Origin of the sequence: Xanthomarina maritima (genome assembly GCF_008084905.1) — a bacterium.
Classification (GTDB): domain Bacteria; phylum Bacteroidota; class Bacteroidia; order Flavobacteriales; family Flavobacteriaceae; genus Xanthomarina; species Xanthomarina maritima.
This window is the reverse complement of the sequence record NZ_VSFC01000012.1, coordinates 161,773-185,831: the sequence shown is the minus strand read 5'-3', so window position 1 is coordinate 185,831 and position 24,059 is coordinate 161,773. Positions and strand designations below refer to the sequence as shown.

Sequence of the window (24,059 nt, the reverse complement as noted above, 5' to 3'; positions counted from 1 at the left end):
TAACATTCGTAAGCTATAATGATATTATGTAAAATATCCCAAAAGCATTCGTTTTCATTAGAATAATTGGAACTTGGGTCATTAAACTAATAAGCGGTTTGCTTCGCAGCGTTTATAAAACATTTGTATCTATAATTAGCCGTTATGTAAAATAGCCGCTACCAAGCGCTCGATTGTTTTATAAAATCAAATTGTTACCACAATTTATTTTATACACAATTATCCAACGCTTGCCAACGCCAAAATAAAAGCTAGCCTTTTTACTCTTATTAAAAATCGCGTATTCGATAAAAATGTACGTAATAAAAAATTTTAGACGATTCTCGTAAGCTTGCCACAAGAGCATAAATTTTATGAAATCGAGTTTTTACGAGATTCACGAACTCCTTTAAAGTTTTTGCAAATAATTAAATAAGTGAGTAAAAATAAAATTCTATGCACTTGTTATATTTAGAACTTCAATTAATCTTTTTTTTAATGTTTCATTATTAGGTATTTTAAAAATTGATACTCAATCAATTCTTTAAAATAATGTCTTGAAACAAAAGAAACAAAAATTCAAGGCTGCATATAATTTTGGAAACAATTAACGGCTCATTCGCTATATTTTAGGAAACATTGGAACTCGTTAACATTGCTCTGAAATCCATTTTATAATTTAAATTCTTAAAAAACTGTATTACTAAACCCCTAAAATATGGACGCTCATTTCTCCTATTGTTTTACCAAAATTTTATGAGGCCAAGGTTAACATCGGAAATACTATTTTTTCTTAACGCTATGAAATAGTAATTGTTTATCAAAACTTATATGCTATTTATTATCTCCTCTTCTATTTTATTAAACTCTTTATTAGTCGGAACATGCTTAGAACCTTTAAGTAAAAACACTTCCTTTAAAGTTGGAAAAACTCTTTTTGCCCGTTTTATCATTTTTTTTCCCGGAAACATGATATCTTTTTCAGATGCTATAATTGTAAGTGGTCTATTAATTTTTTTTGCTGATTGTTTTGAGATAATGGGTAGAGGAGAAAAATCCATATTGCAATGCTGAAATGTTGTAGACATGTACTCTAATGCAAAATCATCATATTCAGAAAAGAGTGTTCCCATTACTTTTTTGATATGCTTTTGTTTATTTGTTTTGATAAATTTTATTAGTGGTAAAAACATTTTGAATACCCCAACAAGAGGATTCCCATTTACGATATAAACTGGAGCGATTAAGAAAGCCTGTCTAATTGGTGTTTCATTAAACTCTAGTGCTTTTAAGCAAATAAAACCTCCAAACGAAAAGCCAACAAGTGTCACATCTTTCAGTCTTAGCTTTATAATGACTTCAATAAGCCATTTTCCATATTCTAAAGATTTCATGTCTAATCTATTCTCTGTACATTTATTGGGTTGTGCCAAGACATCAATCGCATAAACACAATATTTTGAGGCTAGATTGGGGAAAGAGTCTAAAATTTGTGGCGCACAACCTCCTGTTCCGTGAATCAGCACTAAAGGTGGGTTTTTAGTATCACCAGTAATAATAACATTAGTGACTCCAAACTTTGTTTCTACCAATTTTTCTGAATATTCTATATTCAGCTCATTTAACTTTTGATTGTAAAGGGTTATGATTTTTTCTTTTCCTTCTTTTGATTTGAAAAACATAGACTGTTCATTTTTTGATTAATGATTTATGGATTGATAATAACTATGTTTCCGACTTTACGACCAGTTTCAAGATAGTGATGTGCTTGTGCGATATCTGAAAGTTTGTAGCTTTTATCAATATTTGTATAAAGTTTACCTTGTTCAAAAAAGTCCACTAAATCTAAAAATAATCGTTTTAAATCTTTAGTCTTTTTTAAACCTGTAGCTGCAAATTTCACTTTTTTTGAATTTACGATTGAATGCCATAATATTCCAAAACTTAAAACAGGTGTCATAAATATGCCTTTTTGAGTTAATACATTCTTACAACTTTTAAAGCTTAAAGTACCAACTGAATCATAAATGATATCGTATTTATTTTGAGTATTTGTAAAATCTTCATTTTTATAATCAACAACTTCATCTGCTCCTATCGATTCTACAAAACTGACGTTTTTAGCGCTACAAACGCCTGTTACTTTAGCTCCCAAAATTTTTGCCAATTGAACTGCTGCTGAACCTAAACTACCAGATGCACCATTTATTAAAATATTTTGCCCTTCTTTTATATTTGCAATGTCTTTTAAGAAATTATATGAGGTTAAAAAACCATCACAAATTGGAGCTGCTTCTTGATGTGATATTTTAGTTGGTTTGTTTTCAATTACCATATCTTCTGCTATACATATATATTCAGCATTACAACCATTGCTAAATAGTTTTTCTCCAAAAACTTCATTACCTACTTTAAATTTTGTGATTTGTGAACCTATAGCCTCTACAACTCCTGAAAACCCAGTGCCTAAAGCTGTGTTTTTTGGTTTGAAAAGCCCTAGAAATAACCTCCCAAATTTTGGGGTTCCTTGACGTATCATTGTATCTGCTCTTGTTGCAGATGATACTTTAATTTTTACTAAAACCTCATTAGGTTTAGGTGATGGTTTTTCAGTATCGACAATCTGGATTACTTCTGGTGAACCATATTTTGTATAAACTGCTGCTTTCATAATTTTATAATTTACTACAAAGTTGCAACTTGTTTGTGTAATATTTGTTCATGTTTGGAAATTGGAACTTACTCCGTTATTTAATTAATTTCTCGATGTTGTTGGCAGTTAAATTCTGAATGTTCTTTGTGATTTTTTCGATATCCCAATCCCACCATATTGTCATTATAGCTTATAACCAACTAAACCCTAATCCTATATTACAGGTTACTGCATCTCTGTGTGCATCGCCATCTAAAAACGCACGACCAAGAAGGACATTAGCCTGAAGATTAAGTGCAAAGTTTTTCTTCTTATAAATTTCGTACCCACTACTTGCCTTAACCGCACAACCAAAGTTCCAATCGTCGTTTACATGGTCTTCAATATCATACAGTGCTGGCGAATCTATTGCTAAACCGATTCCTCCATGAACCCACCAGCGATCTTTCACCCAATATTGAAGACCTGGAATAAACCCTCCAAAGTGTCTGTCGTTATCCTGAAATTCATATATCATTCCTGGCATAGAGACTGTAATGGCGAGTTTTTCATTTAACATGTAGCCTAACTTTAAATCTGGAAAAACAAACGCACCTTGAGCTTCGTCGAATGTTTCCATACCAGCACTATCTTCTATACTTATAATACCTCCTCCTACTACGAATTCTATGATAAAACCATCTCGTTGTGTTGTTGTTTCTGAATTTTTGTTTTGTGCGTATGTTATACTAGATGATAACGCCAAGGCTACACAAGCCATTTTTAATACGATTTGTTTTTTGATTGTTTTAATTTTAATTGATGTCATAATTGTTCGTTTTTTGATTAATGATTTTTTTAATTGATGTTCAAATTTCCTATAACAGCTGGACGATTATGAAGTTAAATAACCGAACTGTTGCTTTATAAAGATGACTTGTTGATTATCGATAATAACTTATATTATTTCTAATATAAAATCTATAAATGTTGTTTCTAAATAGGTAAAATTTACTATTTTGGCTAATTTCTGAATTTTATTTTGTGTATTATTTTTGGTAAAAAACAGGATTATAATTCTTTACGATTTCCAGCGTCAAATGTATTATTCGTCTTCATTCAACAATTCTTGTAATGTTTTCTTTGAGCCTTCACTACCTAACTCAATGGCTTTTGAATAACTTTTTATCGCATCTTCTTTTTGGTTGTATGTTAAGTAAGCCTCGCCCAATGAGTCCCATAAATTACCATCTTCAGGAAATAATTTCACATTCAATTTAAACAATGCTAATGCCCAGTCAGGTTGGTCTTCTTTTTTCAATCTACTATACCCTAGTCTATTTAGTATGGCAGGATCGTTAAATTTAATTTGAAGTTCTTTATTTAAAAAATCAGGTAATTTTTCGGCATCAGATGATGGATTGGTTTTCATAAATTCATGAATCAATTCATAAATATTTCTGGAAATTGGTGGCGCCTTATAATTGGTGTCAAAAATCATTTTACCAATTTCTCTCGCAACGTTTTCAGATTCAGGTCCTAAAAACGCATTTGTGATGTATATGACCATCACATCGTCGTCTATAAATCGAACGAAGTCTGCAAAATACAAGCCATTACTACCATTATGAGCAACTATTTTGGTATCGCTATCACTTTTAGATATGGCCCAACCATAGCCATAATAGGATGTCATGTTATCATTTTCAGCTACGTATGCCGTTTCTTGAATTTCTCTAGTTTTGGATGCTAAAACGTCATTGTTTTTTAAAGCAACATGCCACTTATATAAATCTTCAATGGTAGCATGAATATCACCTTTGCCTATGCTATACCAGTGATTATTATTGTAAGGCAAGTGTTGTTGGGTTGTTCCCCAATCTGTCCACTTTTCATCATCTCTGTTATAGTAATAGCCATGTGCCAGTCGCTCTGTATTAAAATTGATGCTTTTATATCCTGTACTTTTCATTTGAGCAGGCTCAAATAGATTTTCCTGTAGAAAATCATTATAGGTTTGCCCTGAAACCAGCTCTAATATAGCAGTGAGCATAATATAGTTGGCATTGGCATATTGGTAGGTTGTGCCAGGTTTAGATTGTAATTCAGATTCAAAAAACTCTTTTAGAAACTGTTCCTTGCTAGCTTCATGATATCTAAAACCGCCTGTTCTATTAGAAATTCCAGACGTGTGCGTTAGTAATTGATGAATGGTTATATCCCTCTTATCACTAGGTGTCTGATTAAAATAGGAACTTATTTTATCCGATGTGTTAATTTTTCCTTGTTCCACCAATTTTAAAATAGCCGATGCGGTAAATTGTTTGGTTACAGAACCAATATTAAAAACGGTTGCTGGTGTGTTAGGGATTTTATTGTCTCTGTCTGCCCATCCATATCCTTTAGATAAAACTACTTCTCCTTTTTTTGAAACCAAGACAACTCCAGAAAAGCCATTTGTTTCGCTTGCCTTCAAATACGTGTCTATTTTGTTGAAGAGCACTTTATTGCTGTTTTGAGAAAAAGCATTTAACGTTGAAAGCGTGATAAATGCAAAAAATAATGTTTTAATAAATGATTTCATTTTTATGATTGTTTTTTATTTGAGCCATATTCTAACGCAGTACCAATAGCAATACCAAAGACAAACCATAATTGCATATTTGAGGTTACATAACCTATAATAATGCCTAGTATGATTCCTATGCCTAATTTAACTCCTTTTTTACCTTTTTTAGTTTTCATGTTCTATACTTTAGACCACAAAAGTATTATTGAATGCCTTTCTGAATGTTCTTATTATGAAATCGGAACTAATTCTTTAAAGTGCTTTTGATGAAGGCATTTGGTGTCATACCTTCAATTTTTTTAAAGAATGTGTTGAAAACGGTTTTAGAATTAAAACCACTATCATAAGCTACAGCCATAATGGTTAATCCTTTGTTTTCTTCTAATAGAATACGCCCTTTAAATTCATTTAGTCTAAATGTATTGACATATTCAGAGAAGTTTTTATCAAATCCTTGGTTTAATAATTGAGAAACGTAATTAGCAGGAAGTTCTAAATAAGAGGCTAAGTCTTTTAATGATAAATCAGGATTTAAATACAGTTTATAGTCTGTCATAATTTGCTCCAGCTCTTTGCTGTACTTTTTAATTTCATCAGCATCTAGCAATGCTTGTTTGTACTTTTTCTTCTGTTTGTAATTTAGATTATCTGGAATAGCTTTTAGCATTATATCTTTAAACCTTTTGTGATGTTTTACAGGCTTAAGAATTGGGGATGGATTCAATAGTAAAAGTAATGGTAAACGGTTATTATATGCTTGCTCTACTAAATCAATTACCTTTTCATTATTACCCAACAAGGCATTTACTAATATTAAAAATGTAAAAGCCTTATCTACAAGTGCTGTTGTTAAATAGGTTTCTAATTCTTTTAATCCCTCATTGCACTTTTCTGTTTCATTGAGCTTTGCATAACACATGGTTTCACCTCCTAATTTGGTGAGGTCTTTCACAGAAACGCCTTTAAGTGAACCGAAATATGTTAAAGCTTCATTTGGTTTGCCTGACATCAATAAACTTATTCCTATATAGATTGGTGGAAAAGGTAACTTAGGTTCTAAATCCAATGCCTTTTTTAGATACGGGATTGCAGTGGTGTATTCTTCTTGTAAGTAATATAAAAACCCTTTATAATGATGATTGATTGCGGTATAAGGGTCTAGCTGCAACGCTTTATCAAGATAATTATGTGCTGCATCTAATTTCCCTTCTACTGTTAAAAAATTAGAAATGGTTAAGTAAATATCATCTGCTTGCTGAATTTCTAAAGCCTTATGTGCATGTTCGTAAGCTTTCTTAAGATCCCAGTTTTGCCAGCATTCTATCCAAGCTAAATTCAATTGTGACCTTGATGAGTTTGGGTCTAGCTCTAATGCCTTTAACAAATAAGGCTGAGCCTTCTCGTAGGCTTCAAACGCAGGTAACAACCCCATGGTTCCCAATTGAACATAGGCTAGATTAATATCTAAATAGGGATTTGGAAAATTGGGTACTTTTTTTATAAGTTTTTGAAGAATATTGATCCCCTTTAGAGAGTTTTTGTAATCCAACTTCATGATGTAGTATCGTCCTTTGAGATATTCTCTATAAATAGCTACTGGCACATCAATTGGTGCTATAAGCTTATCTTCTATTTCGAGATGACCGATATGTTCTCGTAATTTTTCAGCAATAAACAGACTAATTTCATCTTGTATTTCAAAAACATTTTCTGGGTTTCTATCAAAAGTTTCTGACCAGAAATGAAAATCATCTATAGTATCAATCATTTGTACTGTAATGCGCATTTTCTTTTTTGATGCTCTTACACTACCTTCAATAAAAGTAACTACCTTTAATTTTTCTCTTATTTCCTTTGCTGTTACTGTTTTGTTTTTAAAGTAAAATGAAGAGGTACGGGAAGTAACCGAAAGGTCTTTTATTTTTGCTAATGCATTAATAATTTCTTCAGTTAATCCATCACAGAAGTATTCGTTTTCAATATTGTTGCTAATATTGACGAATGGAAGTACAGCTATGGATTTTTGGTTAATCAATATTTTTTATTTGAGACAACAAATGTAAATTAAATTATTGAAAACATTTATATTTGATGCCTTTCCACACATATTAAGCTTCCCTCCTACGTCGTCGCATAAAAAGTGTTCCATTAACATTGCAGAAGAAACTTTTGAGAATAAATTTTTTGAAGAAACTGTAGTAACAACTTTCGCTTTTTACCAAATCGAAGATTCATGAACTCAAAAATTTAAAATAGAAATCTTGTGAATAAAACTCAAGTTACATAACGCAGAACATTATAGTACAAATGTATTCTATGAGTAAAATGGCGAATACTGTGTATTTAACATAATTGTAGATATAATGAACACGTAGTGTTTTATATCGTCAACAATTATGTTACAGCCATTTTACGACCAAATATTCATTAACATTCGTAAGCTATAATGATATTATGTAAAATATCCCAGAAGCATTCGTTTTCATAAGAATAATTGGAACTTGGGTCATTAAACTAATAAGCGGTTTGCTTCGCAGCGTTTTTTAAAACATTATGTATCTATAATTAGCCGTTATGTAAAATAGCCGCTACCAAGCGCTCGATTGCTTTTTAAAAATAAATGCCATAAAAGGCATTTAAATTTTTAAACACAATTTCCAACCGCATGCCAGCGAAATTTAAAAGCTAGCTTTTAAATGTCATTGAAATTTTAGCGTATTTGAATAATTGTTGTTGGGCATTGTGTTTGTACAGCAATAAAAGTCATAAACATAAAGAGTACAGAAAAAAGAAATCTCATAAGGTAGTTTATTGGTTGGAGGAAAGATAAAAAACAAGAATTAAATAGGGACTGCAATTAGATTAGGGAATTATAGAGGATAAACCTATAAAATACAAAGCAAACAACAAAAGTTTAAAATAACTTTCCTCCACCCTTTTCGAAGGTTCCTTGGGGTTTTCTTGGGAAACCCCCTTATTTTAGGAGCAAAACCCCCAGAAAACCCCAACAAATCTCCAAGTAATATAAGTGGTTGAAAGTTAAAATATGTATTTTGTCGTATATTTTATACACTTTATCGAGGTTTTATTGTTTTTTTTAGTATCTTTAATTTCAGTAATTATTAAAAAAGCTCATTATGGGAACTTATAACAATGGGATATTAGGTGGTTTTTCGGGTAAAGTTGGCCCAGTGGTTGGTGCTACTTGGCGTAACAAACAAATAATCCGTAGTAGGCCTAGCAAACCAAGCAACTCCCCTACACCTGCACAGCAACGCCAACGCGATAAAATGGCTTTGGTTTCTGGGTTTCTTATTGGCTTAAAACCTCTTTTACAAGAAACTTTTGAGTCTAACACTGGTAACAGTACAGCGTTTAACAACGCTATGGCTTACCACCTTACTAATGCTGTTTTAGAAACCTCTGGCAACTTACAAATTAACTATTCTAAAGTGCTTATTGGCATGGGTGGCTTGTGTGGTTTAGATGCTCCTACCCTAAGTCTTACTAACCCAACTACTGTTGCCTTAAACTGGATAGACAATAGCAACCAAGGTTATGCCTACCCAGACGATAGACTTATTGTGGTGGCTTATGCTCCAGAATGGCATCTTTTTGATATTATGAGTCAAGGTTATAGCCGTGAGGATGGCAGTGGCGAGGTTTCTGTTCCTGAAACTTTTATAGGGTTGAAGGTTCATTTTTGGGCTAGCTTTTATAGTGAAACTTATAAGCAATCGGCTACAAGTAGATATTTAGGGCTTTTGCAGCTCTAACATGAAACGCATAGATAGAATGCGTTTAACCAAGCATGCTCTGGTTTGGTATTTTATAGGATATAACAAAGCACAACATACAAAAACAGCTCCAGGCACTTTAACTCCTGAAGAAGTAGCTAATATCTCCTTAAATGCCTTAGGTAGAAAACCCACCATTATTCCTGGTTTTACTAACAAATTGGCATATTTTATTATGAATAGAATTGTTCCAAGAACTTGGGCCATTGCCTTAATGAATAAAAACACAAAAGACTTATCATGAACATACACGTATTAGGTTTCTTTACACCATGGATTATCTATGCTCTTATTACTTTATTACATTACTATTTGCCAGGACGCTGGATAACAGGATATGTAACACACTCTGAAACAGGTGAGTTATTAAAATACCGTTTAAATGGCAGATTGGTGTTGTTTGTAACAGTCTTAATCTGGTTTTTATTAGGTTATGGAAACATCGTTCCCTTAGATTGGCTTTATGAGATTAAATGGTCTAGTCTGGCTGGTGCTTTTGTATTTGGATTGGTATTTTCTATGTGGATTGTTCTACCTTATCCTTCTACAGGGAAATCTTTTTTAGCAGATCTTTTTCTTGGTCGTCTTGAAAACCCTCAGTTTAAAGAAGGAAGAATCGATGCTAAAATGTGGTTGTATTTAATAGGGGCTGTTATGTTGGAACTGCATGTTTTAAGTTTTTTATCGCATCATTACTGCCAATTTGGTAGTATTTCTCCTGGATTAATCCTTTGTACTTCTATGCTAAGCTATTTTGTTCTAGATTATTTAAGCTTTGAGAAAGTGCATTTATATACCTATGATTTCTTTGCAGAGTGTGTTGGTATTAAACTGGGTTGGGGCTGTTTGGCCTTCTACCCTTACTTCTATTTAATTGCCATTTGGGCAACGGTAAATTTACCAAACCCAAATACACCTACTTGGTTACTTATCTGTTATGGGATTCTCTTTTTATTAGGATGGTCTTTGGCACGAGGTGCAAATATGCAGAAGTATTTTTTTAAAACACAACCAAATAAATCGTTTCTTGGTATCCAACCTGAAACCATTTCAGATACTTATAAAACCTTATTGGTAAATGGATTTTGGGGATTGAGCAGACATATTAATTATTTAGGCGAAATAGTTATGGCTACAGCTATAGCTTTAAGTGTTGGCTATCCTGAAGTGTTATGGGTGTGGCTATATCCTTTATATTATGTAGCTCTTTTACTGCCTAGACAAATAGACGATGATAAACGATGTGCTTTAAAATATGGAGACTTGTGGCAAGAATATGTGAAAAAGGTGAAATATAGAATCATTCCTTATCTGTATTAAAATGACTGATTATTAAATTAAAATACATTCATTAATCCAACACAATTACTTCGCTCTTTAAGATCCAATTACCATTAACTTGCACACTTCTTGTAACTGTTATTTTATTTGGACCAGTTTTTTTTAACACATCAATAAGTTTGAGGTTTTTATGGATGGTGGTGTTAATTACAATAGGCTCGCAAAGTAAGGTTCCATTAGTTGCATTAAAAATATAGAGACTTTTAGTCTTGGGTTTAATGTTCCAAAAACCAATCTCGTCTGCGCCATCACTATTTAGGTCTTTAAGATTTTCTAATTGAGATTGGTAAGCATCTTTGATTGTGATGTCTTTTAAGTCTTTATTACTAAAAATAATGATGCTTTTGCATTCTCCAATACATGCTTTGGCATCACTACTCTCTGCATCTGTATTTATTTCGGAAATTATTTCTGGTGAGATTACCTTGGCATAGTCTGATAGCCCATCTCCATTAAAATCGCCATATAATTTTCTATTATTAGCAAGAATCATACTATTTTCATAAGTACTTGGGAAAATGGGAGCATCTAAATCTTTAGAATCTTCAGCAACGTCTTCACGCAATATTCTAAAGTCACCATTTTTATTGATTACTGAAAGATAAGATTTGTAGTCTGCTTCTATTCCGTTGTAGCTTACATGTTTGGTGAAGGTTGCTAAATATACCCCTCCCTCTTTCGTTATTTCAAGATGGTTATCTAAAACACGTTGTGTATAGTCTGGAAATTGTTGAAATAGTATTTTTTTATCTTGCAGTACCTGTGTACTGGTACGTTCTTTTCCATAGTAAGATACAACAGGCATATAGCTGCTTTCTAGGTAAGGTGCCTTTAGTTGTGTATGGGCTTCATTCCATTGTTTAATAAATATGCGTACCTCTTTTTCACCTTTCGGATTGACCTCATTGCAACTAAAAAACAGTAAGACAAACAGACCGGATATTAGTGTAAATAACTTCATGTATTTAATGGGCATTTTAGCTTAAAAAGTTTATGATAAATATACATGATTTAAGTGAACTGATTCAATTTTCTTATGTAATACCGAACATTTTACAACTTTAGTAGAGAACATATTCACTTTTATTTTAATCTCTATCTCGTTTCTTTTTTCGTTTCCAAATAAAATAAAGAGCTATAATTATTATAGGTAAAATAATGAAAACAATTAAATCAAATGGTTTTGTTAAATCTACCGTACCACTGTCACCCGGGTTTTGTGTGTAAGAAGACTTTTGTAATACTAATAAATATAGTGTGCTTTGCATTGTTTCTTCTTTTAATAGTGATTTATTAATTTACGAATTTATTAGCTGAAAATGAAATAAAACCCAAAAAAAGAGATCACTTAATATTTAACTTTCCTTACGCAAAACTTCTAAAGGAGAACTTTTTAATACTGTCTGAATATTACTTAAACCTATGGCTAACACCAATAAGGTAATACCAGGCAAGAACACCATAAACGGAATACCTGAAGGAATAAAAGGTTCTTTAAAAACAAACAAAGCTAAACACAAACTGCTTACCAAAGCTAAAACCAAACCTACCAAACTACCCAAAAGCCCTAAAAAGAGATATTCGAAGGCAGAAATTTGCAGGATGTGCTTGTTTTTAGCCCCTAAAGTTCGGAGCAAAACACTCTCTTTAATGCGTTGATATTTGCTGGTTCTTACAGATCCTATTAGCACAATAATTCCAGTGAAAATGCTAAAAAACGCCATAAAATTGATAACCCAAGAAACCTTTTCTAGGATATCATCTACTAAGCTAAATATCTGTCGTAAATCGATTATGGACACATTAGGGTATTTAGCTACTAATTCTTGCTGTAAAGCTGCCGAGCTTGCTTCTGTAGGTGCCATTGTAGAAAAGACATTAAATTGTGGTGCCTGTTCTAAAACTCCTGTTGGAAATACAATAGAGAAATTAAGCTGTATTTGAGACCAATCAACTTTTCTAATACTGCCTACAGTTGTTTCTATTAATACTCCTTGCACATTAAACACCACAGGATCTCCAACGTTAAGCTTAGCATCCATGGCCAAGTTCTCTGAAATGGAAATCATTACTGGTTCGCCTTGTTTAACATTTGAATACCACTTACCTGCCATCAATTCTTCAGAATCGCTTAGAGAATCTCTATAGGTGGTTCGAAACTCATGATTTAAAAGCCAGCCACGTATTTGTCTGGTGCTATCCTGACGAATTTCATTCACCAATCTCCCGTTTAGACTCTGCATACGCATAGTTACTAAAGGAATATTATTTAGTACTGGAAGGTTATTTGTGGTAATAGTTCTGGCTACATCATCACGTTGGTCTCGTTGCACATCTAAAATAATGATGTTGGCATTTTGTTCCGTTTGTCCGATCTCTGTTTTGGCTAATAATATGTCCTTGGTAAAATATAAGGTACTTATTAAAAAGGTACCCAAACCAATAGCAACCACTAGTACAACCGTTTGATTATTTGGTCTGAAAAGGTTTAATAAGCTTTGTCTGGCTGTAAAACTCCAGTGTTTTGGAAAAAAGCGTTTAATGATTTTAATAAATCCGATGGCAACACTTGCCAACATAGCAAACGTAAGTAGTGTGGCAACAACAAATGCTAAAGCATACAAAGCATCTTTAATCAACCAAAGAGAAAATAAAAACAGGAAGACCAAAATAACTCCAAAGACCATCAATCGGACCTTTCTTGGTTCTTGAGACCCTTTTTCATCTACTCGTAATACGTCTAATGGAGACACATACCAAGTACGAAGTAAAGGCAATAATGCAAATAAAACCGACATGGATAGCCCTAGAAAAATCCCAATTAAAATAGGCAGTGCTGAAATACTAATCTCTAATGTGAAAGGTAAAAAATCTTTCAATAAATATGGAAAGACCGTTTGCAGCATTACTCCAATCAACGACCCAATAATTCCACCTACAATCCCAATTCCTGCTATCTGAATTAAAAAAATTAGAAAACTTTGACGTCTAGAGGCTCCCATACATTTTAATATAGCAATGGGATTTAATTTCTCTTTAATATAGATATGCACTGAACTGGCTATGCCAATACAGCCTAATAATAAAGCGATAAAAGCTGCTAAATTTAAGAATTTGCACACATTGTCGTAGCGTCTGCCTAAACGTCTGGTAGTACTAGTATGCGTATCTAAATCGGCATTTTCTATATCGAGTGCTGTTTCTAGTTTTTCTTCTAGTCTGATTAAGTTTAAAGTATCTGATGCCTTGTAGTAATATTGGTATTCTTTTCTACTTCCAAACTGGAGCAATTCGGTAGCATCAATAAAACGGTAAGGAATTACTACAGGAGGTGCCACCGAACTAGAAATAGCAGAATTTCCTGGCATGGATTTTAATGCTCCTGCAATGGGTAAAGTTACCTCTCCTACTTTAATGGAATCTCCAGGTATTATATTAAATTGCAACATTAAAGTTGCATCAACTAAAGCTCCACCTAAAGCTTGATAACTACTTGCAGCAGAGACTGGTTCTGTATTTATTTTTCCGTAAAATGGAAAGTTTCCATCAAGACCTTGTACTTTTACTAATTTGGTGCCACCATTCTTTGGAAAGGCAATCATGGAAACAAAGTTAACTTCTTTAGCTCCTGGTTTTAACGAATCAATAATGGCTTGAGCTCTTTCTGTAGGAAGCTGTTTGGAATCTATAATATAATCAGCTCCTATGAGGGTTTTAGACTGACTTTTAATGTTATCTTTTAGATTGTTACTAAAAAGCTGAATAGTTACCACAGCAGCAATCCCAAGTATAATAGAAGACATAAATAACAGCAAACGTATTTTACTTGCTTTGGCATCACGCCATGCCATTTTAAACAACCAGCCTATCTGTAAGCTTTTTCTTTTATTGGAAGTATTCACTGAGCTGTTGTAAGTAGGTTTGTAACTATTTTTCCACCTTTCAGTTTTAAAATTTGTTGGGTTCGGTTTGCTAACTCCAAATCGTGAGTAATAATTACTAAAGTGGTTCCGTTTTCTTCATTCAACTTAAAAAGAGCCTGAATGACTTTTTCACCAGTTTCATCATCTAAATTCCCTGTAGGTTCATCTGCAAATAAGATGGATGGTGCATTGGCAAAGGCTCTTGCCAAAGCCACACGTTGCTGTTCGCCACCTGAAAGTTGAGATGGATAGTGATGTACTCGATCTGCTAATCCTACTTTTTCTAATAAATTCAGACTTTTAGCAGTAGCCTCTTTAGACCCTTGCAATTCTAAAGGCACACTTACATTCTCCAGTGCTGTTAAGGTTGGTAACAATTGAAAATTCTGAAAAATAAAACCTACTTCATCATTTCGCAATTGCGCACGTTCATCTTCATTTAAAGTGCTTAAATCCTGTCCACATAAAATTACAGTCCCAGCATTAGGTGCATCCAGTCCAGCACAAAGGCCTAATAAGGTGGTCTTTCCACTTCCAGAAGGCCCAACAATTGAGAAGGTTTGTCCTTGTTCAACATCAAACGAAATATCATGTAAAACCGTTAATTCTTTGTTACCACTGGTATATGTCTTTTCCAACCCAGTAATCTTTAATATCTTTGACATATAAATTTCAATTAAAATCCAGACTTATGTCCAAGGCTCAAAATAATCAATTACATTCACATCTACCAATCATTAGAAGCTGGAAACTCATAAAGTTTTGTTATTTTATTTTGGTACTCCTTTTCATTTCATGTGACGATACTAAAACAAAGAAAACCACAGATGTCCAATCAACTGATTCTGTTACTGAAACAACAGAAACTCCCCAAGCAAAAAATAAAACCATTTTACTCTTTGGAGACAGCATAACAGCAGGTTATGGATTAGACGACACAAACGACGCCTATCCAGGTATTTTACAACAGACCATAGACTCCTTAAAACTGGATTATACCGTAATAAACTCTGGAGTAAGTGGCGAAACCAGTGCAGGTGGTAAAAGTAGAATAGATTGGGTTATTAAACAGAATCCCACCATTTTTTTATTGGAACTGGGTGCCAATGACGGTTTACGTGGTGTACCTCTAACAGAAACCAGAGCCAACCTACAAGCTATTATAGATGTTGTAAAAGAAAAAAGTCCAGAAACCATCATCATCCTTGCAGGAATGGAATTACCTCCAAATATGGGTCAGGAATATACTACAGAATTTAGACAGTTATTTGCAGATTTAGCAGAACAAAACAATCTTGCTTTTATACCTTTTATTTTAAAAGATGTTGGAGGCATCCCATCATTAAACCAAAGAGATGGCATTCACCCAAATATTGAAGGACATAAAATTGTAGCAGATAATGTGTGGGAAACACTAAAGCCTTTGGTGATGTGATAAACATACCCAAAATGTTTTAGTTAGAGTGTTTTGTTTTTAAACTCGTATTTCTATTTAAATATAAAACTTCACAATAGATAATTAACTTAATCTTATGCCTCGTATCCATTAATTTGCATACTAATTATTTGGAAATTTGCTTAATTTTTTCTATATTTATTTCATCGTTATTGGGGTGCTTAATTAGAACAGCTGAGATTATACCCATTGTACTTCGTCGGGTAATGCCAACAGAAGGAATTATGATACCAAAGGGAATTAAGATGTTAAAATCTAATTCCCTTTGTTTTTTAATGAATACATTCTTCTTATTTAAGGGAATCATAAAAATTCCCTATTTCAAGTTATTTAACAAACTTAAAAGTCTTTTTATTGTCAATATTCAATAAATAAACTCCGTTAGACAAATTACTAATATCCATAGAATTGTTGTTTATTGATAACTTTTCACTTAAAATATTCTGACCTGTTAAACTAAAGATTTTTACATCTATGTTGTTTTTTAAACCAGTAACATGAATGGTATTTTTGTTGTTATAGAAACTAATAGCATCTAAATCTGAATTATACTCACTGATAGCTAATGTATTATCTATAGCTTTTACAACTTTACCTTGGTTTAATAAGGTTGCATATACCATATTACCAACTAAAACAACATCTCTAAAGTTTGCAAAAAACGGATTTCCATTATTAATATCTTGATAGGTGGAGTTTATGGCTACAGCTGTAGAACCAGCAGATGGATTAGTAACATCTATTTTAGTTATTAAACTTCCGTTAGCCATGTATAATTGGTTTCCAGATTTAAAAATACCTCTTGCAAATGATCCACTTACAACTGTGTTTGCTATAGGATTAGGTTGTGATACATCTATACTTAAAATATCATTATCATCACTAGAAGACAGATACACTAAGTTATTATCAAACAACATGCCTCTAATAACACTAGTATCACTAAGACCTGAGATTATGGTTTCAGGTTCAGGATCTGAGATGCTAGCATCTATTGAATCTAAATGTGAAATAAAAGGTTCAAAATCTGGTGGACTTACTAATGTTTCTGCTGTAAAGTAAATGGTAGAACCATTATTTGTTAGAGAGCTAATATACTCATTGGTACTATAAATAAATTCAGCAGGTTGTGCTAAGTTGTTTAAGTCAATAGATTCTATTCTACCACCTAAAAAGAGGTCGGTTGCTTCTACATAGTTTTCAAGAGCTATATAAATTAAATTGCCATTAATGGTGAAATTGACCAAGTAAAAATTTTCGGGTACTGTATAGATAATTGTTGGTATTGGATTGTTTATGGTGGTATCTATTCTGTAAAGATTTACAGAACCCAATACATACATATCTGTTCCGTTCATTGATAAATAAGTTGGGTCTGTTAATCCAGAAACATAATCTGAGGTGTTGGTTTGTGAATTAACATTGTTTGCAATAAAAATAAATAGTAAAAGTGTAAGTAATCTTGTTTTCATAATTTCATTTGTTATAATAGCAACAGCAATCTAGGAATTACTTTTTCGGGGAGGAAGGTTTTGTCACAAACGACAGCTTTCTGTGCACAACAGACAGTTCAAGTGTTCAGTTTCTCGATACAATTTGCTCATTCTTCGCAAATCACTTGAAGAAATATTTATTGAAGTGTAGTAAAATGCCAATTAAATATACCACCAAGAATAAAGAACATAAACAGCTTAATCCATAAGATGCCTTACAAATTATAAAGCAATATTACATTCAGATAAACATTGCTAGCATAACCACTAAAAATTAAAACTTAAAAAGGAAGACTATTGGGAATCTCTATAACTTCATTTACTGGTGTATATCCATTCTAATTTGGAGGAACAGGAAAACCAATCTCAGTAATCTCACTATTAATTGCAGGAAGAAGTACTGAAAATGTTTCTACTGGGAGGTAACTCAGAATCGTCCTAAGCAATAACATTGAGAAATGATACAAAAATAAAACTTAAAACTAATAGCTTGATACCTGTGGAAAGAACTTTCATAATAAAGCATGTTAGTTGTTAGTAAAAAATTATAGAAGCAGGCTTTTAGTAAATTTTAAGGGTGATTAAATTCATATTATTAGACTTAATTTTTAGTTACAACAGTCTAAATACAAAACAATTATATGGCCTATCATTTTTTAAAAAGGATATAATAAGCCCAAATTATGTATGAAAGAAAACTTAAAAATATAGATGATATTTAAGTTATATAAGATTTTAAACCGTTAATTCTTCTTTAGTTTTTGTTTTATTTTCTCTAAATTATTTTGAAACAATTCAAGATTCTCATCTTTATTTAATGTAGCTAAATTTACAGCCTTTTGATAGTTTTTAAGAGATGCTTCTATGTTACCATTAACCATTAAAGATTCTCCATAACTATCGAATGCATTTGCAGAGTTAGGGTAAAGCAAGGTATTGGCTTTAAAAATAGCTTCTGCTCTTTTTGGTTTATTGTAAGTCATTAAAAACTCATAGCCTAAAGCATTAATATCTGATTCGTTAAACAAATTTGCTTCCTGACATATTTTTAATTTTTCAAGTATCTGACTATCAGAATAACCAGCAACATACTGCTCAAGTTCCTTATTTAAATCTGCAAACAATTGGTTATAGGTTTCATTTCTTTTAATTCTATAGGTTTCTGCTGCATTTTGTGCTAGCTCTAGCGTTTTACTATAAGCATCTTCTATTGTTGTTTTTATTTCTGGAATGACTCCTACACCTTCCCAATTGGTTTTTGTAATAGGGTTTATAGCTCTTCCTGTAGGAATAAAGACGTATAAATTATCGTTTATTCTCATGGTGCCTCCTGGATTAGCACCTCCTCCAGTGGTTTGTCCAACCAAGGTTGCTCTTTTTTGAGTTTGCATGTTATATGAAAACTCTTCAGCACCTGAAAAGGTTCTTTCGCTTGTAATGATAAATAATGGAACATCTGGCATTTTAAGTCCTCCAACCTTATCTAGTGTCCAGAATTCTTGTGTTATGTCTCCTTCTCTCCAATACAGGCTGTTTAAAAGTAATTTTTGGTTAAAGAAATAGCTACATAAATATTGCACCATACTTGGGCTGCCACCACCATTTTTACTAAGGTCAATAATTACAGCATCTGTTCTTGACATTAATTTCATATAAGCATCAGCCATATCTTTACCAGTTTCTAAACCTGCAAAGCCTCTTAAGTCTAGATAACCAACATTTCCTTCAAGTATTTTAACTGTGTTGAAGCCTGCATTTCCTACTCTAGATCTTTCCATTCTATCAAGATGCTCTTTAAACATTCTTTCTGATGACATTTCTGGGAGGTTACTAGGCTGTTGAGACCTGATGCGCATATGCTTGTCTTTATTTATGCTTTGAACCGATTCTGTTAAGGCTACGGCAAACGTTTCGTTACTGTTAAACGCATCAAAATACCCATCTAATAATTGCTTTTTTAAATGCTCTTCGGTTTTTTTGGCAACATCAGGAAATACATAATTATCGTTTATTAATTGAGACAGATTATTTATAACTTCTAGCTTATAAGTGCTAGTTAATGAATTGTCCTGGGCATTACTTACACTTACATTAAGAAGGAATACTACAAATAATACTGAAATTCTAATAGTAGTTTTCATTTTATTGAAATTTTATTTGTCATATTTTTATTTGAGTCAATTATTTTTTCTAATACTTTATTCCCATAGTTTTAGGAATAACAATTATTAAATTCAAAACTAAAGAAGATGTAACTTATTATTTTATTTATGCGACCGATAACCTGTTTAGAGTAGGTTTTAACAGAATATAGTTTATTGCTAATTATTTTCCATTTTAAAATATATGGGATATTAACGAAATATAAAATGTATTATATGCACGAATATGTAATAATAATGCCATGTATTATTGAACTTGCAGTTTTTATAGACTACACACCTTTAAACCAAGTGAACAATTAATATGTAAACGTGTTTTTATTGTTTAAGAGACTTCATATCAATTACAAAACGGTATTTCACGTCGCTATTAAGCATACGTTTGTAAGCTGTATTAATATCTTGGATATTGATAACTTCAATATCTGAAGTAATGTTATGTTTGCCACAGAAATCTAATAATTCTTGTGTTTCGGCAATACCACCAATTAATGATCCAGCTACAGCCTTGCGTCCCATAATCATTGGTACAGTCACTATAGTTGGGTCTAATGGTCCTAAATAACCTACTACTACCAGCGTTCCATTAGTAGTTAAAGTGTTCACATACGGGTTTAAATCGTGAGCATAAGGAACGGTATCTATAATCACATCGAAACGACCCATAGCCTGTTCCATCTGAGCTTCATCTGTAGAAATAATAACTTCGTTTGCACCTAGTTTTTTAGCATCTTCTGTTTTATTATTAGAACGAGAAAACAAAGTTACATGAGCTCCTAAAGCATGAGCTAGTTTAATAGCCATATGACCTAAACCACCTAAACCAACAACAGCCACTTTTGAACCTTTACCCACCTTCCAATGACGTAATGGCGACCAAGTAGTTATACCAGCACATAAAACAGGAGCAATACCTGCATGGTCTAAATTTTCAGGAACACGTAAAACAAAAGCTTCATCAACTACAATAGTTTCAGAATAACCTCCATGAGTATTGGTATCTAAATGTTTGTCGTAACCACCATAAGTGCCTACCCAACCTCCTGTGCAGTATTGCTCTAAATCGTCTTTACAATTATTACAGGTTCTACAGGAATCTACTAAACAACCTACGGCAACTAAATCTCCTTCTTTATATTTTGATACTCCTGAACCTACTTGAGTGACACGTCCTACTATTTCATGTCCTGGCACTACAGGAAATTGAGTCATGCCCCAATCGTTTCTTGCAAAATGCAAATCGGAATGGCATACTCCACAAAAAAGGATATCTATCTCTACATCTTTTGTTAATACTTCTCTCCTATCAATTGATAACTGTTTTAAATCTGCGTCTGCTGATTCAGTTCCGTATGCTTTAACATTTTTGGTATTCATAATCGTTTTTTTAAATAATTAATGAAAGTAGGCTAAAGGTACAAAAAAGCAATACATTTTTTAACGATAAGAATTAATATCTTGAATGTGTTTTATTTTTTGAACTTCTTAAAAAAAGAATCGTTATTCCAAGATGGTTTCTCTTCTGAAACATTTATTAGGTAACTATTCATAAACTGTAGTCTAACATATGTTTTAGCAGCATCGAAATTGAACATATCGTCATGAAGTTCATCTGATGGTTTATGATAATGCATTGCTGTAAAGGTATTTATTAGAGAGTCTAAACCCGTTTCTGAGGTCTCTGTTTTTAAACCATATTTCATGCGTAAAGCTGGAATACCTTCTTGAACGAAACTAAAATTGTCGCTACGTACAAACCTAACTTCTTCAGGCATATGGTCTGAATCTATTTGCAAATTCAATTGATTAGCAGATCTTTTAACCACATCCATAATACTGCTTTGCTCGGCACCCAAAGGCTCTATAGATAACAGTGGAGCTATTAATGTTGGCATATCTGTATTGACATTAGCAATGATCTTTTCTTGATCTACAGGAGGATTTACTGCTAGATATTTAGATCCTAATAAGCCCATTTCCTCAGCTGTAACAGCTGCGAAAATGACGGAACGATTTGGTTTTGAAGGTAATTTGCTGTAAAGTCTTGCAATTTCTAACATGGCACTAATTCCTGAAGCATTATCATGAGCGCCATTATAAATAGAATCTCCGTCTACTGGTTTTCCAATACCAATATGATCTAAATGTGCTGTGTGAACAATATATTCATCTTTTAAATCTCCTCCTTCTAAAAGCCCAATTACATTAGCGCTTTCAAATTCTTTAAATTTAGTTACTACCTTTCCTTTTAATTGAACGGTTTTAGAGGGCTGGTTTAGAATACTATCATTCTCTATGTAGTTTTTATATTCGTCAGGATTGATACCTGTAAGTTTAGATAAGGTTGACCAATTTAAAAAACCTCCAAATTTTAGATTATCTCCAAAATCTGATCTTCCTGATGCTTTCCCACTAGGCATTAAAACACTATTTGTGCCTTGTTGAGACATTCGTTCGTAAATACTATTAAAACGACTACTACCCTCTGGGTTTATAGCAAATAAAATCCCTTTGGCACCTAATTGATCTAAAGTTGCAATTTTTGTAGTTATATTTCCAAAATAAGCTCTTTCACTTGCAGGAAAAGAACTTGGAGCACCAAAAAACAGGACGACTATTTTTCCATTCACATCTAGGTTTTCAAAGTCGTTTAAACCATACTCTGGAGCTTGAATACCATATCCAGCAATAACAAGATCTCCTGAATACACAGCTTCTTTGTCATTAGCATTTCCTAGATAGAAATAATCCTTACTCACTTGCAAGGTGTCAGTATTATTTAGTATCATATAAGATTGCTCGTTTTCAACTAAAGAATTTCGTAAGGTTAAGGTTTGATAGTAAGAGCTACCCTCCTTATTCCCTAATGGTGTTAAACCAAACTCTTTGTATTTATTTGCCACATAAGCCATGGCTTCTTCATATTCTGGAGTTCCAGGAAGCCTTCCTTTTAGGCTGTCGTCTGCGAGTACAGCAATATGATGCCTAAAGTCATCCGGATTTACTGATTCTGAGAATACAGCTAAATCTTCATCATTAAATACGGTTACTTCTTCTATTTTTTCTTTACAACTTGTAAAAAAAATGAAACTTAAACAAAAAAGGAGGCATAAGTACTTTTGAAATAAATTCATTATTAGTGGTTTTAATTAATTCCTATAAAGATAAATAATAAATTAAAGCCAAGGTACAAATCTACTATATTACAATGGAATTGACATTTAATGTCAAGTCAATGAAGCAACTTGACGAAAAGATCATCTTATTTTATTATTAAACACATAAATGAATCTATATATTTGTGTACTAATATTATTATAGAACAAATTGCAACAAATTAAAGCGTTTTTAGAGCAAATAGCTACGATATCAGATGAGGATTGGAAGTTTTTTACTTCAAAACTGCAACGTCGCGTGATACTTAAAAAAGCTGTTTTTTTAAAACTTAATGAAATAGAAAATCATATTTCATTTATTGAATCAGGAGTTGTTCGTTTATTTATCCCTAAAGAAAACCCTGAGAAAGAAATCACTTTTGGGTTTAGTTTTAAAAACCAGTTTATCAGTGCTTATGATTCCTTCTTAACACGCAAACCTTCAGCATATCAATTACAAGCTCTTACTGAAACAACTATTTTAAGTATCTCTTATAATGATTTACAATTGGTTTACAAAACAACTCAAATTGGGAATTTAATAGGGAGACTTACTGCTGAGCGTTTGTTTTTAATTAAGTCTAAAAGAGAACAAAACTTGCTAAATCTGACAGCAGAAGAACGCTATTTGAAATTGTTTAAAGAGCGTCCAGAACTTTTAAAGGTCATTCCACTTAAATATATTAGCTCTTATATTGGTGTTACTGCTCAAGCCTTAAGCAGAATAAGAAAGCGTTTGTAAACTATTTATTGATTTAGGTTCATTGTTTAACGTGTAACGACAAATTATCTTTGCAAAAAACAAAAGATATGGCAGTTGTAATTTTCGTTTTAGTGCTTTGGTATGGAGGCTTATTTTTTCAATCTTTCTTTTTACATCGTTATGCTGCACATCAAGTATTTACCATGTCTAAAGTTATGGAACGCATCACTTTTGTCTTAACATGGATTTTTCAAGGTTCTAGTTATTTAAGCGCTTATGGCTATGGTGTTATGCATAGAATGCATCATGCTTATACAGATACAGAAAAGGATCCACATTCTCCAAAATACGACGCTAATTTATTTGCGATGATGTGGAAAACAAAAACCATTTACCAAGATATTAATCAAGAAAAAGTTGATGTTGATTCACGTTTTACAAAAAATGTCCCTCAATGGAAATCCTTTGACAGCTTTGCCAGTTCTCGTTTTTCCAGATTGCTTTGGATTAGTCTTTATATTTTTATCTTTGCTTTTTTTACAACTGCTTGGTGGCAATGGCTATTACTTCCTTTAACCTTTTTAATGGCTCCTGTTCATGGTGTTATTATTAATTGGTTTGGACATATTTATGGCTATGTGAATTTTAAAATGAAAAACACCAGTAAGAATTTATTCCGTTTTGATTTTTTAATGATGGGTGAAGGCTATCATAACAACCATCATAAACATGCTAGTAGAGCTAACTTTGGTGTAAAATGGTATGAGATAGATATCACTTATTTAATCATACGCGTTTTGGACGTTTTTGGAGTTATTCAATTAAAGCCTATACCAGTAAAGAAATAGG

The 24,059-nt window shown here is 32.6% G+C and carries 19 protein-coding genes; 6 read left to right on the top strand and 13 right to left on the bottom strand.

Annotation, left to right across the window (positions count from 1 at the left end; translation table 11 throughout):
* Window positions 1-806: 806 nt before the first annotated feature.
* From FVF61_RS02410 to FVF61_RS02385, 6 genes are all read right to left on the bottom strand, one after another.
* The gene (locus FVF61_RS02410) at window positions 807-1,661 is read right to left on the bottom strand and encodes an alpha/beta fold hydrolase (protein WP_148452866.1); all 855 of its coding nucleotides are present in this window, start codon (window positions 1,659-1,661) and stop codon (window positions 807-809) included.
* A gap of 26 nt (window positions 1,662-1,687) precedes the next feature.
* Window positions 1,688-2,650 carry an NAD(P)-dependent alcohol dehydrogenase gene (locus tag FVF61_RS02405; RefSeq protein WP_148452864.1) on the bottom strand — a complete coding sequence of 321 codons (963 nt, stop codon included), beginning with the start codon at window positions 2,648-2,650 and terminating at the stop codon, window positions 1,688-1,690.
* Between the two features lie 172 nt (window positions 2,651-2,822).
* Window positions 2,823-3,440: a hypothetical protein gene (locus FVF61_RS02395; RefSeq protein WP_148452862.1), complete on the bottom strand. Its 618-nt coding sequence runs from the start codon at window positions 3,438-3,440 to the stop codon at window positions 2,823-2,825.
* Window positions 3,441-3,716: 276 nt separating this feature from the next.
* The gene (locus tag FVF61_RS02390; RefSeq protein WP_148452860.1) at window positions 3,717-5,195 is read right to left on the bottom strand and encodes a serine hydrolase; all 1,479 of its coding nucleotides are present in this window, start codon (window positions 5,193-5,195) and stop codon (window positions 3,717-3,719) included.
* A 2-nt stretch (window positions 5,196-5,197) separates the two neighbouring features.
* The gene (locus FVF61_RS14230; protein WP_199757250.1) at window positions 5,198-5,356 is read right to left on the bottom strand and encodes a hypothetical protein; all 159 of its coding nucleotides are present in this window, start codon (window positions 5,354-5,356) and stop codon (window positions 5,198-5,200) included.
* A gap of 68 nt (window positions 5,357-5,424) precedes the next feature.
* Complete coding sequence (locus tag FVF61_RS02385) at window positions 5,425-7,215, bottom strand: helix-turn-helix domain-containing protein (protein WP_148452858.1); 1,791 nt, start codon at window positions 7,213-7,215, stop codon at window positions 5,425-5,427.
* Between the two features lie 1,102 nt (window positions 7,216-8,317).
* Here FVF61_RS02385 and FVF61_RS02380 point away from each other — a divergent pair.
* From FVF61_RS02380 to FVF61_RS02370, 3 genes are read left to right on the top strand one after another with little or no spacing between them, the layout of a single operon-like run.
* On the top strand, window positions 8,318-8,956 hold the full coding sequence (locus FVF61_RS02380; protein ID WP_148452856.1) for a DUF6266 family protein: 639 nt from the start codon (window positions 8,318-8,320) through the stop codon (window positions 8,954-8,956).
* Window position 8,957: 1 nt separating this feature from the next.
* Window positions 8,958-9,221: a hypothetical protein gene (locus FVF61_RS02375; protein WP_148452854.1), complete on the top strand. Its 264-nt coding sequence runs from the start codon at window positions 8,958-8,960 to the stop codon at window positions 9,219-9,221.
* Complete coding sequence (locus tag FVF61_RS02370) at window positions 9,218-10,297, top strand: DUF1295 domain-containing protein (protein ID WP_148452852.1); 1,080 nt, start codon at window positions 9,218-9,220, stop codon at window positions 10,295-10,297. Before FVF61_RS02375 ends, FVF61_RS02370 begins: the two co-directional genes overlap by 4 nt.
* Window positions 10,298-10,328: 31 nt before the next feature.
* On the opposite strand, the gene FVF61_RS02365 is transcribed toward FVF61_RS02370, so the two are convergent.
* The 3 genes from FVF61_RS02365 to FVF61_RS02350 all read right to left on the bottom strand — a co-directional run bounded on the left by FVF61_RS02365 (window position 10,329) and on the right by FVF61_RS02350 (window position 14,906).
* Window positions 10,329-11,279: a hypothetical protein gene (locus tag FVF61_RS02365; RefSeq protein ID WP_148452850.1), complete on the bottom strand. Its 951-nt coding sequence runs from the start codon at window positions 11,277-11,279 to the stop codon at window positions 10,329-10,331.
* 394 nt (window positions 11,280-11,673) lie between these two features.
* Window positions 11,674-14,169: an ABC transporter permease gene (locus FVF61_RS02355; RefSeq protein ID WP_148453171.1), complete on the bottom strand. Its 2,496-nt coding sequence runs from the start codon at window positions 14,167-14,169 to the stop codon at window positions 11,674-11,676.
* Between the two features lie 47 nt (window positions 14,170-14,216).
* Window positions 14,217-14,906, bottom strand: a complete 690-nt coding sequence (locus FVF61_RS02350; RefSeq protein WP_148452846.1) for an ABC transporter ATP-binding protein — start codon at window positions 14,904-14,906, stop codon at window positions 14,217-14,219.
* A 26-nt stretch (window positions 14,907-14,932) separates the two neighbouring features.
* Here FVF61_RS02350 and FVF61_RS02345 point away from each other — a divergent pair, with 26 nt between their 5' ends.
* Window positions 14,933-15,676, top strand: a complete 744-nt coding sequence (locus FVF61_RS02345; protein ID WP_148452844.1) for an arylesterase — start codon at window positions 14,933-14,935, stop codon at window positions 15,674-15,676.
* 347 nt (window positions 15,677-16,023) lie between these two features.
* Here FVF61_RS02345 and FVF61_RS02340 read toward each other — a convergent pair whose 3' ends face one another.
* The 4 genes from FVF61_RS02340 to FVF61_RS02325 form a co-directional block, all read right to left on the bottom strand.
* Window positions 16,024-17,169, bottom strand: a complete 1,146-nt coding sequence (locus tag FVF61_RS02340; RefSeq protein ID WP_148452842.1) for a T9SS type A sorting domain-containing protein — start codon at window positions 17,167-17,169, stop codon at window positions 16,024-16,026.
* A 764-nt stretch (window positions 17,170-17,933) separates the two neighbouring features.
* Entirely contained in the window at window positions 17,934-19,331 is a 1,398-nt protein-coding gene (locus FVF61_RS02335; protein ID WP_148452840.1) for a S41 family peptidase, read from the bottom strand.
* Between the two features lie 339 nt (window positions 19,332-19,670).
* Window positions 19,671-20,729: an NAD(P)-dependent alcohol dehydrogenase gene (locus tag FVF61_RS02330; RefSeq protein WP_148452838.1), complete on the bottom strand. Its 1,059-nt coding sequence runs from the start codon at window positions 20,727-20,729 to the stop codon at window positions 19,671-19,673.
* A 92-nt stretch (window positions 20,730-20,821) separates the two neighbouring features.
* Window positions 20,822-22,486, bottom strand: coding sequence for a M28 family peptidase (locus FVF61_RS02325; protein WP_148452836.1), 1,665 nt, complete (start codon window positions 22,484-22,486; stop codon window positions 20,822-20,824).
* A gap of 193 nt (window positions 22,487-22,679) precedes the next feature.
* Between FVF61_RS02325 and FVF61_RS02320 the strand changes: the two genes are divergently transcribed.
* Window positions 22,680-23,249 carry a Crp/Fnr family transcriptional regulator gene (locus FVF61_RS02320; protein ID WP_148452834.1) on the top strand — a complete coding sequence of 190 codons (570 nt, stop codon included), beginning with the start codon at window positions 22,680-22,682 and terminating at the stop codon, window positions 23,247-23,249.
* A gap of 68 nt (window positions 23,250-23,317) precedes the next feature.
* A complete protein-coding gene (locus FVF61_RS02315) occupies window positions 23,318-24,058 on the top strand; it encodes an acyl-CoA desaturase (RefSeq protein ID WP_148452833.1) in 741 nt (246 codons plus the stop codon).
* Window position 24,059 lies beyond the last annotated feature (1 nt).

Excerpts from the sequence above, each read along its gene's own strand:
- FVF61_RS02350 (WP_148452846.1), bottom strand. The coding sequence starts at position 14,906 with ATGTCAAAGATATTAAAGATTACTGGGTTGGAAAAGACATATACCAGT.
- FVF61_RS02410 (WP_148452866.1), bottom strand. The coding sequence starts at position 1,661 with ATGTTTTTCAAATCAAAAGAAGGAAAAGAAAAAATCATAACCCTTTAC.
- FVF61_RS02345 (WP_148452844.1), top strand. The coding sequence starts at position 14,933 with ATGTCCAAGGCTCAAAATAATCAATTACATTCACATCTACCAATCATT.
- FVF61_RS02375 (WP_148452854.1), top strand. The coding sequence starts at position 8,958 with ATGAAACGCATAGATAGAATGCGTTTAACCAAGCATGCTCTGGTTTGG.
- FVF61_RS02395 (WP_148452862.1), bottom strand. The coding sequence starts at position 3,440 with ATGACATCAATTAAAATTAAAACAATCAAAAAACAAATCGTATTAAAA.
- FVF61_RS02330 (WP_148452838.1), bottom strand. The coding sequence starts at position 20,729 with ATGAATACCAAAAATGTTAAAGCATACGGAACTGAATCAGCAGACGCA.
- FVF61_RS02335 (WP_148452840.1), bottom strand. The coding sequence starts at position 19,331 with ATGAAAACTACTATTAGAATTTCAGTATTATTTGTAGTATTCCTTCTT.
- FVF61_RS02315 (WP_148452833.1), top strand. The coding sequence starts at position 23,318 with ATGGCAGTTGTAATTTTCGTTTTAGTGCTTTGGTATGGAGGCTTATTT.
- FVF61_RS14230 (WP_199757250.1), bottom strand. The coding sequence starts at position 5,356 with ATGAAAACTAAAAAAGGTAAAAAAGGAGTTAAATTAGGCATAGGAATC.
- FVF61_RS02405 (WP_148452864.1), bottom strand. The coding sequence starts at position 2,650 with ATGAAAGCAGCAGTTTATACAAAATATGGTTCACCAGAAGTAATCCAG.
- FVF61_RS02365 (WP_148452850.1), bottom strand. The coding sequence starts at position 11,279 with ATGAAGTTATTTACACTAATATCCGGTCTGTTTGTCTTACTGTTTTTT.
- FVF61_RS02340 (WP_148452842.1), bottom strand. The coding sequence starts at position 17,169 with ATGAAAACAAGATTACTTACACTTTTACTATTTATTTTTATTGCAAAC.
- FVF61_RS02355 (WP_148453171.1), bottom strand. The coding sequence starts at position 14,169 with ATGGCATGGCGTGATGCCAAAGCAAGTAAAATACGTTTGCTGTTATTT.
- FVF61_RS02370 (WP_148452852.1), top strand. The coding sequence starts at position 9,218 with ATGAACATACACGTATTAGGTTTCTTTACACCATGGATTATCTATGCT.
- FVF61_RS02390 (WP_148452860.1), bottom strand. The coding sequence starts at position 5,195 with ATGAAATCATTTATTAAAACATTATTTTTTGCATTTATCACGCTTTCA.
- FVF61_RS02325 (WP_148452836.1), bottom strand. The coding sequence starts at position 22,486 with ATGAATTTATTTCAAAAGTACTTATGCCTCCTTTTTTGTTTAAGTTTC.
- FVF61_RS02380 (WP_148452856.1), top strand. The coding sequence starts at position 8,318 with ATGGGAACTTATAACAATGGGATATTAGGTGGTTTTTCGGGTAAAGTT.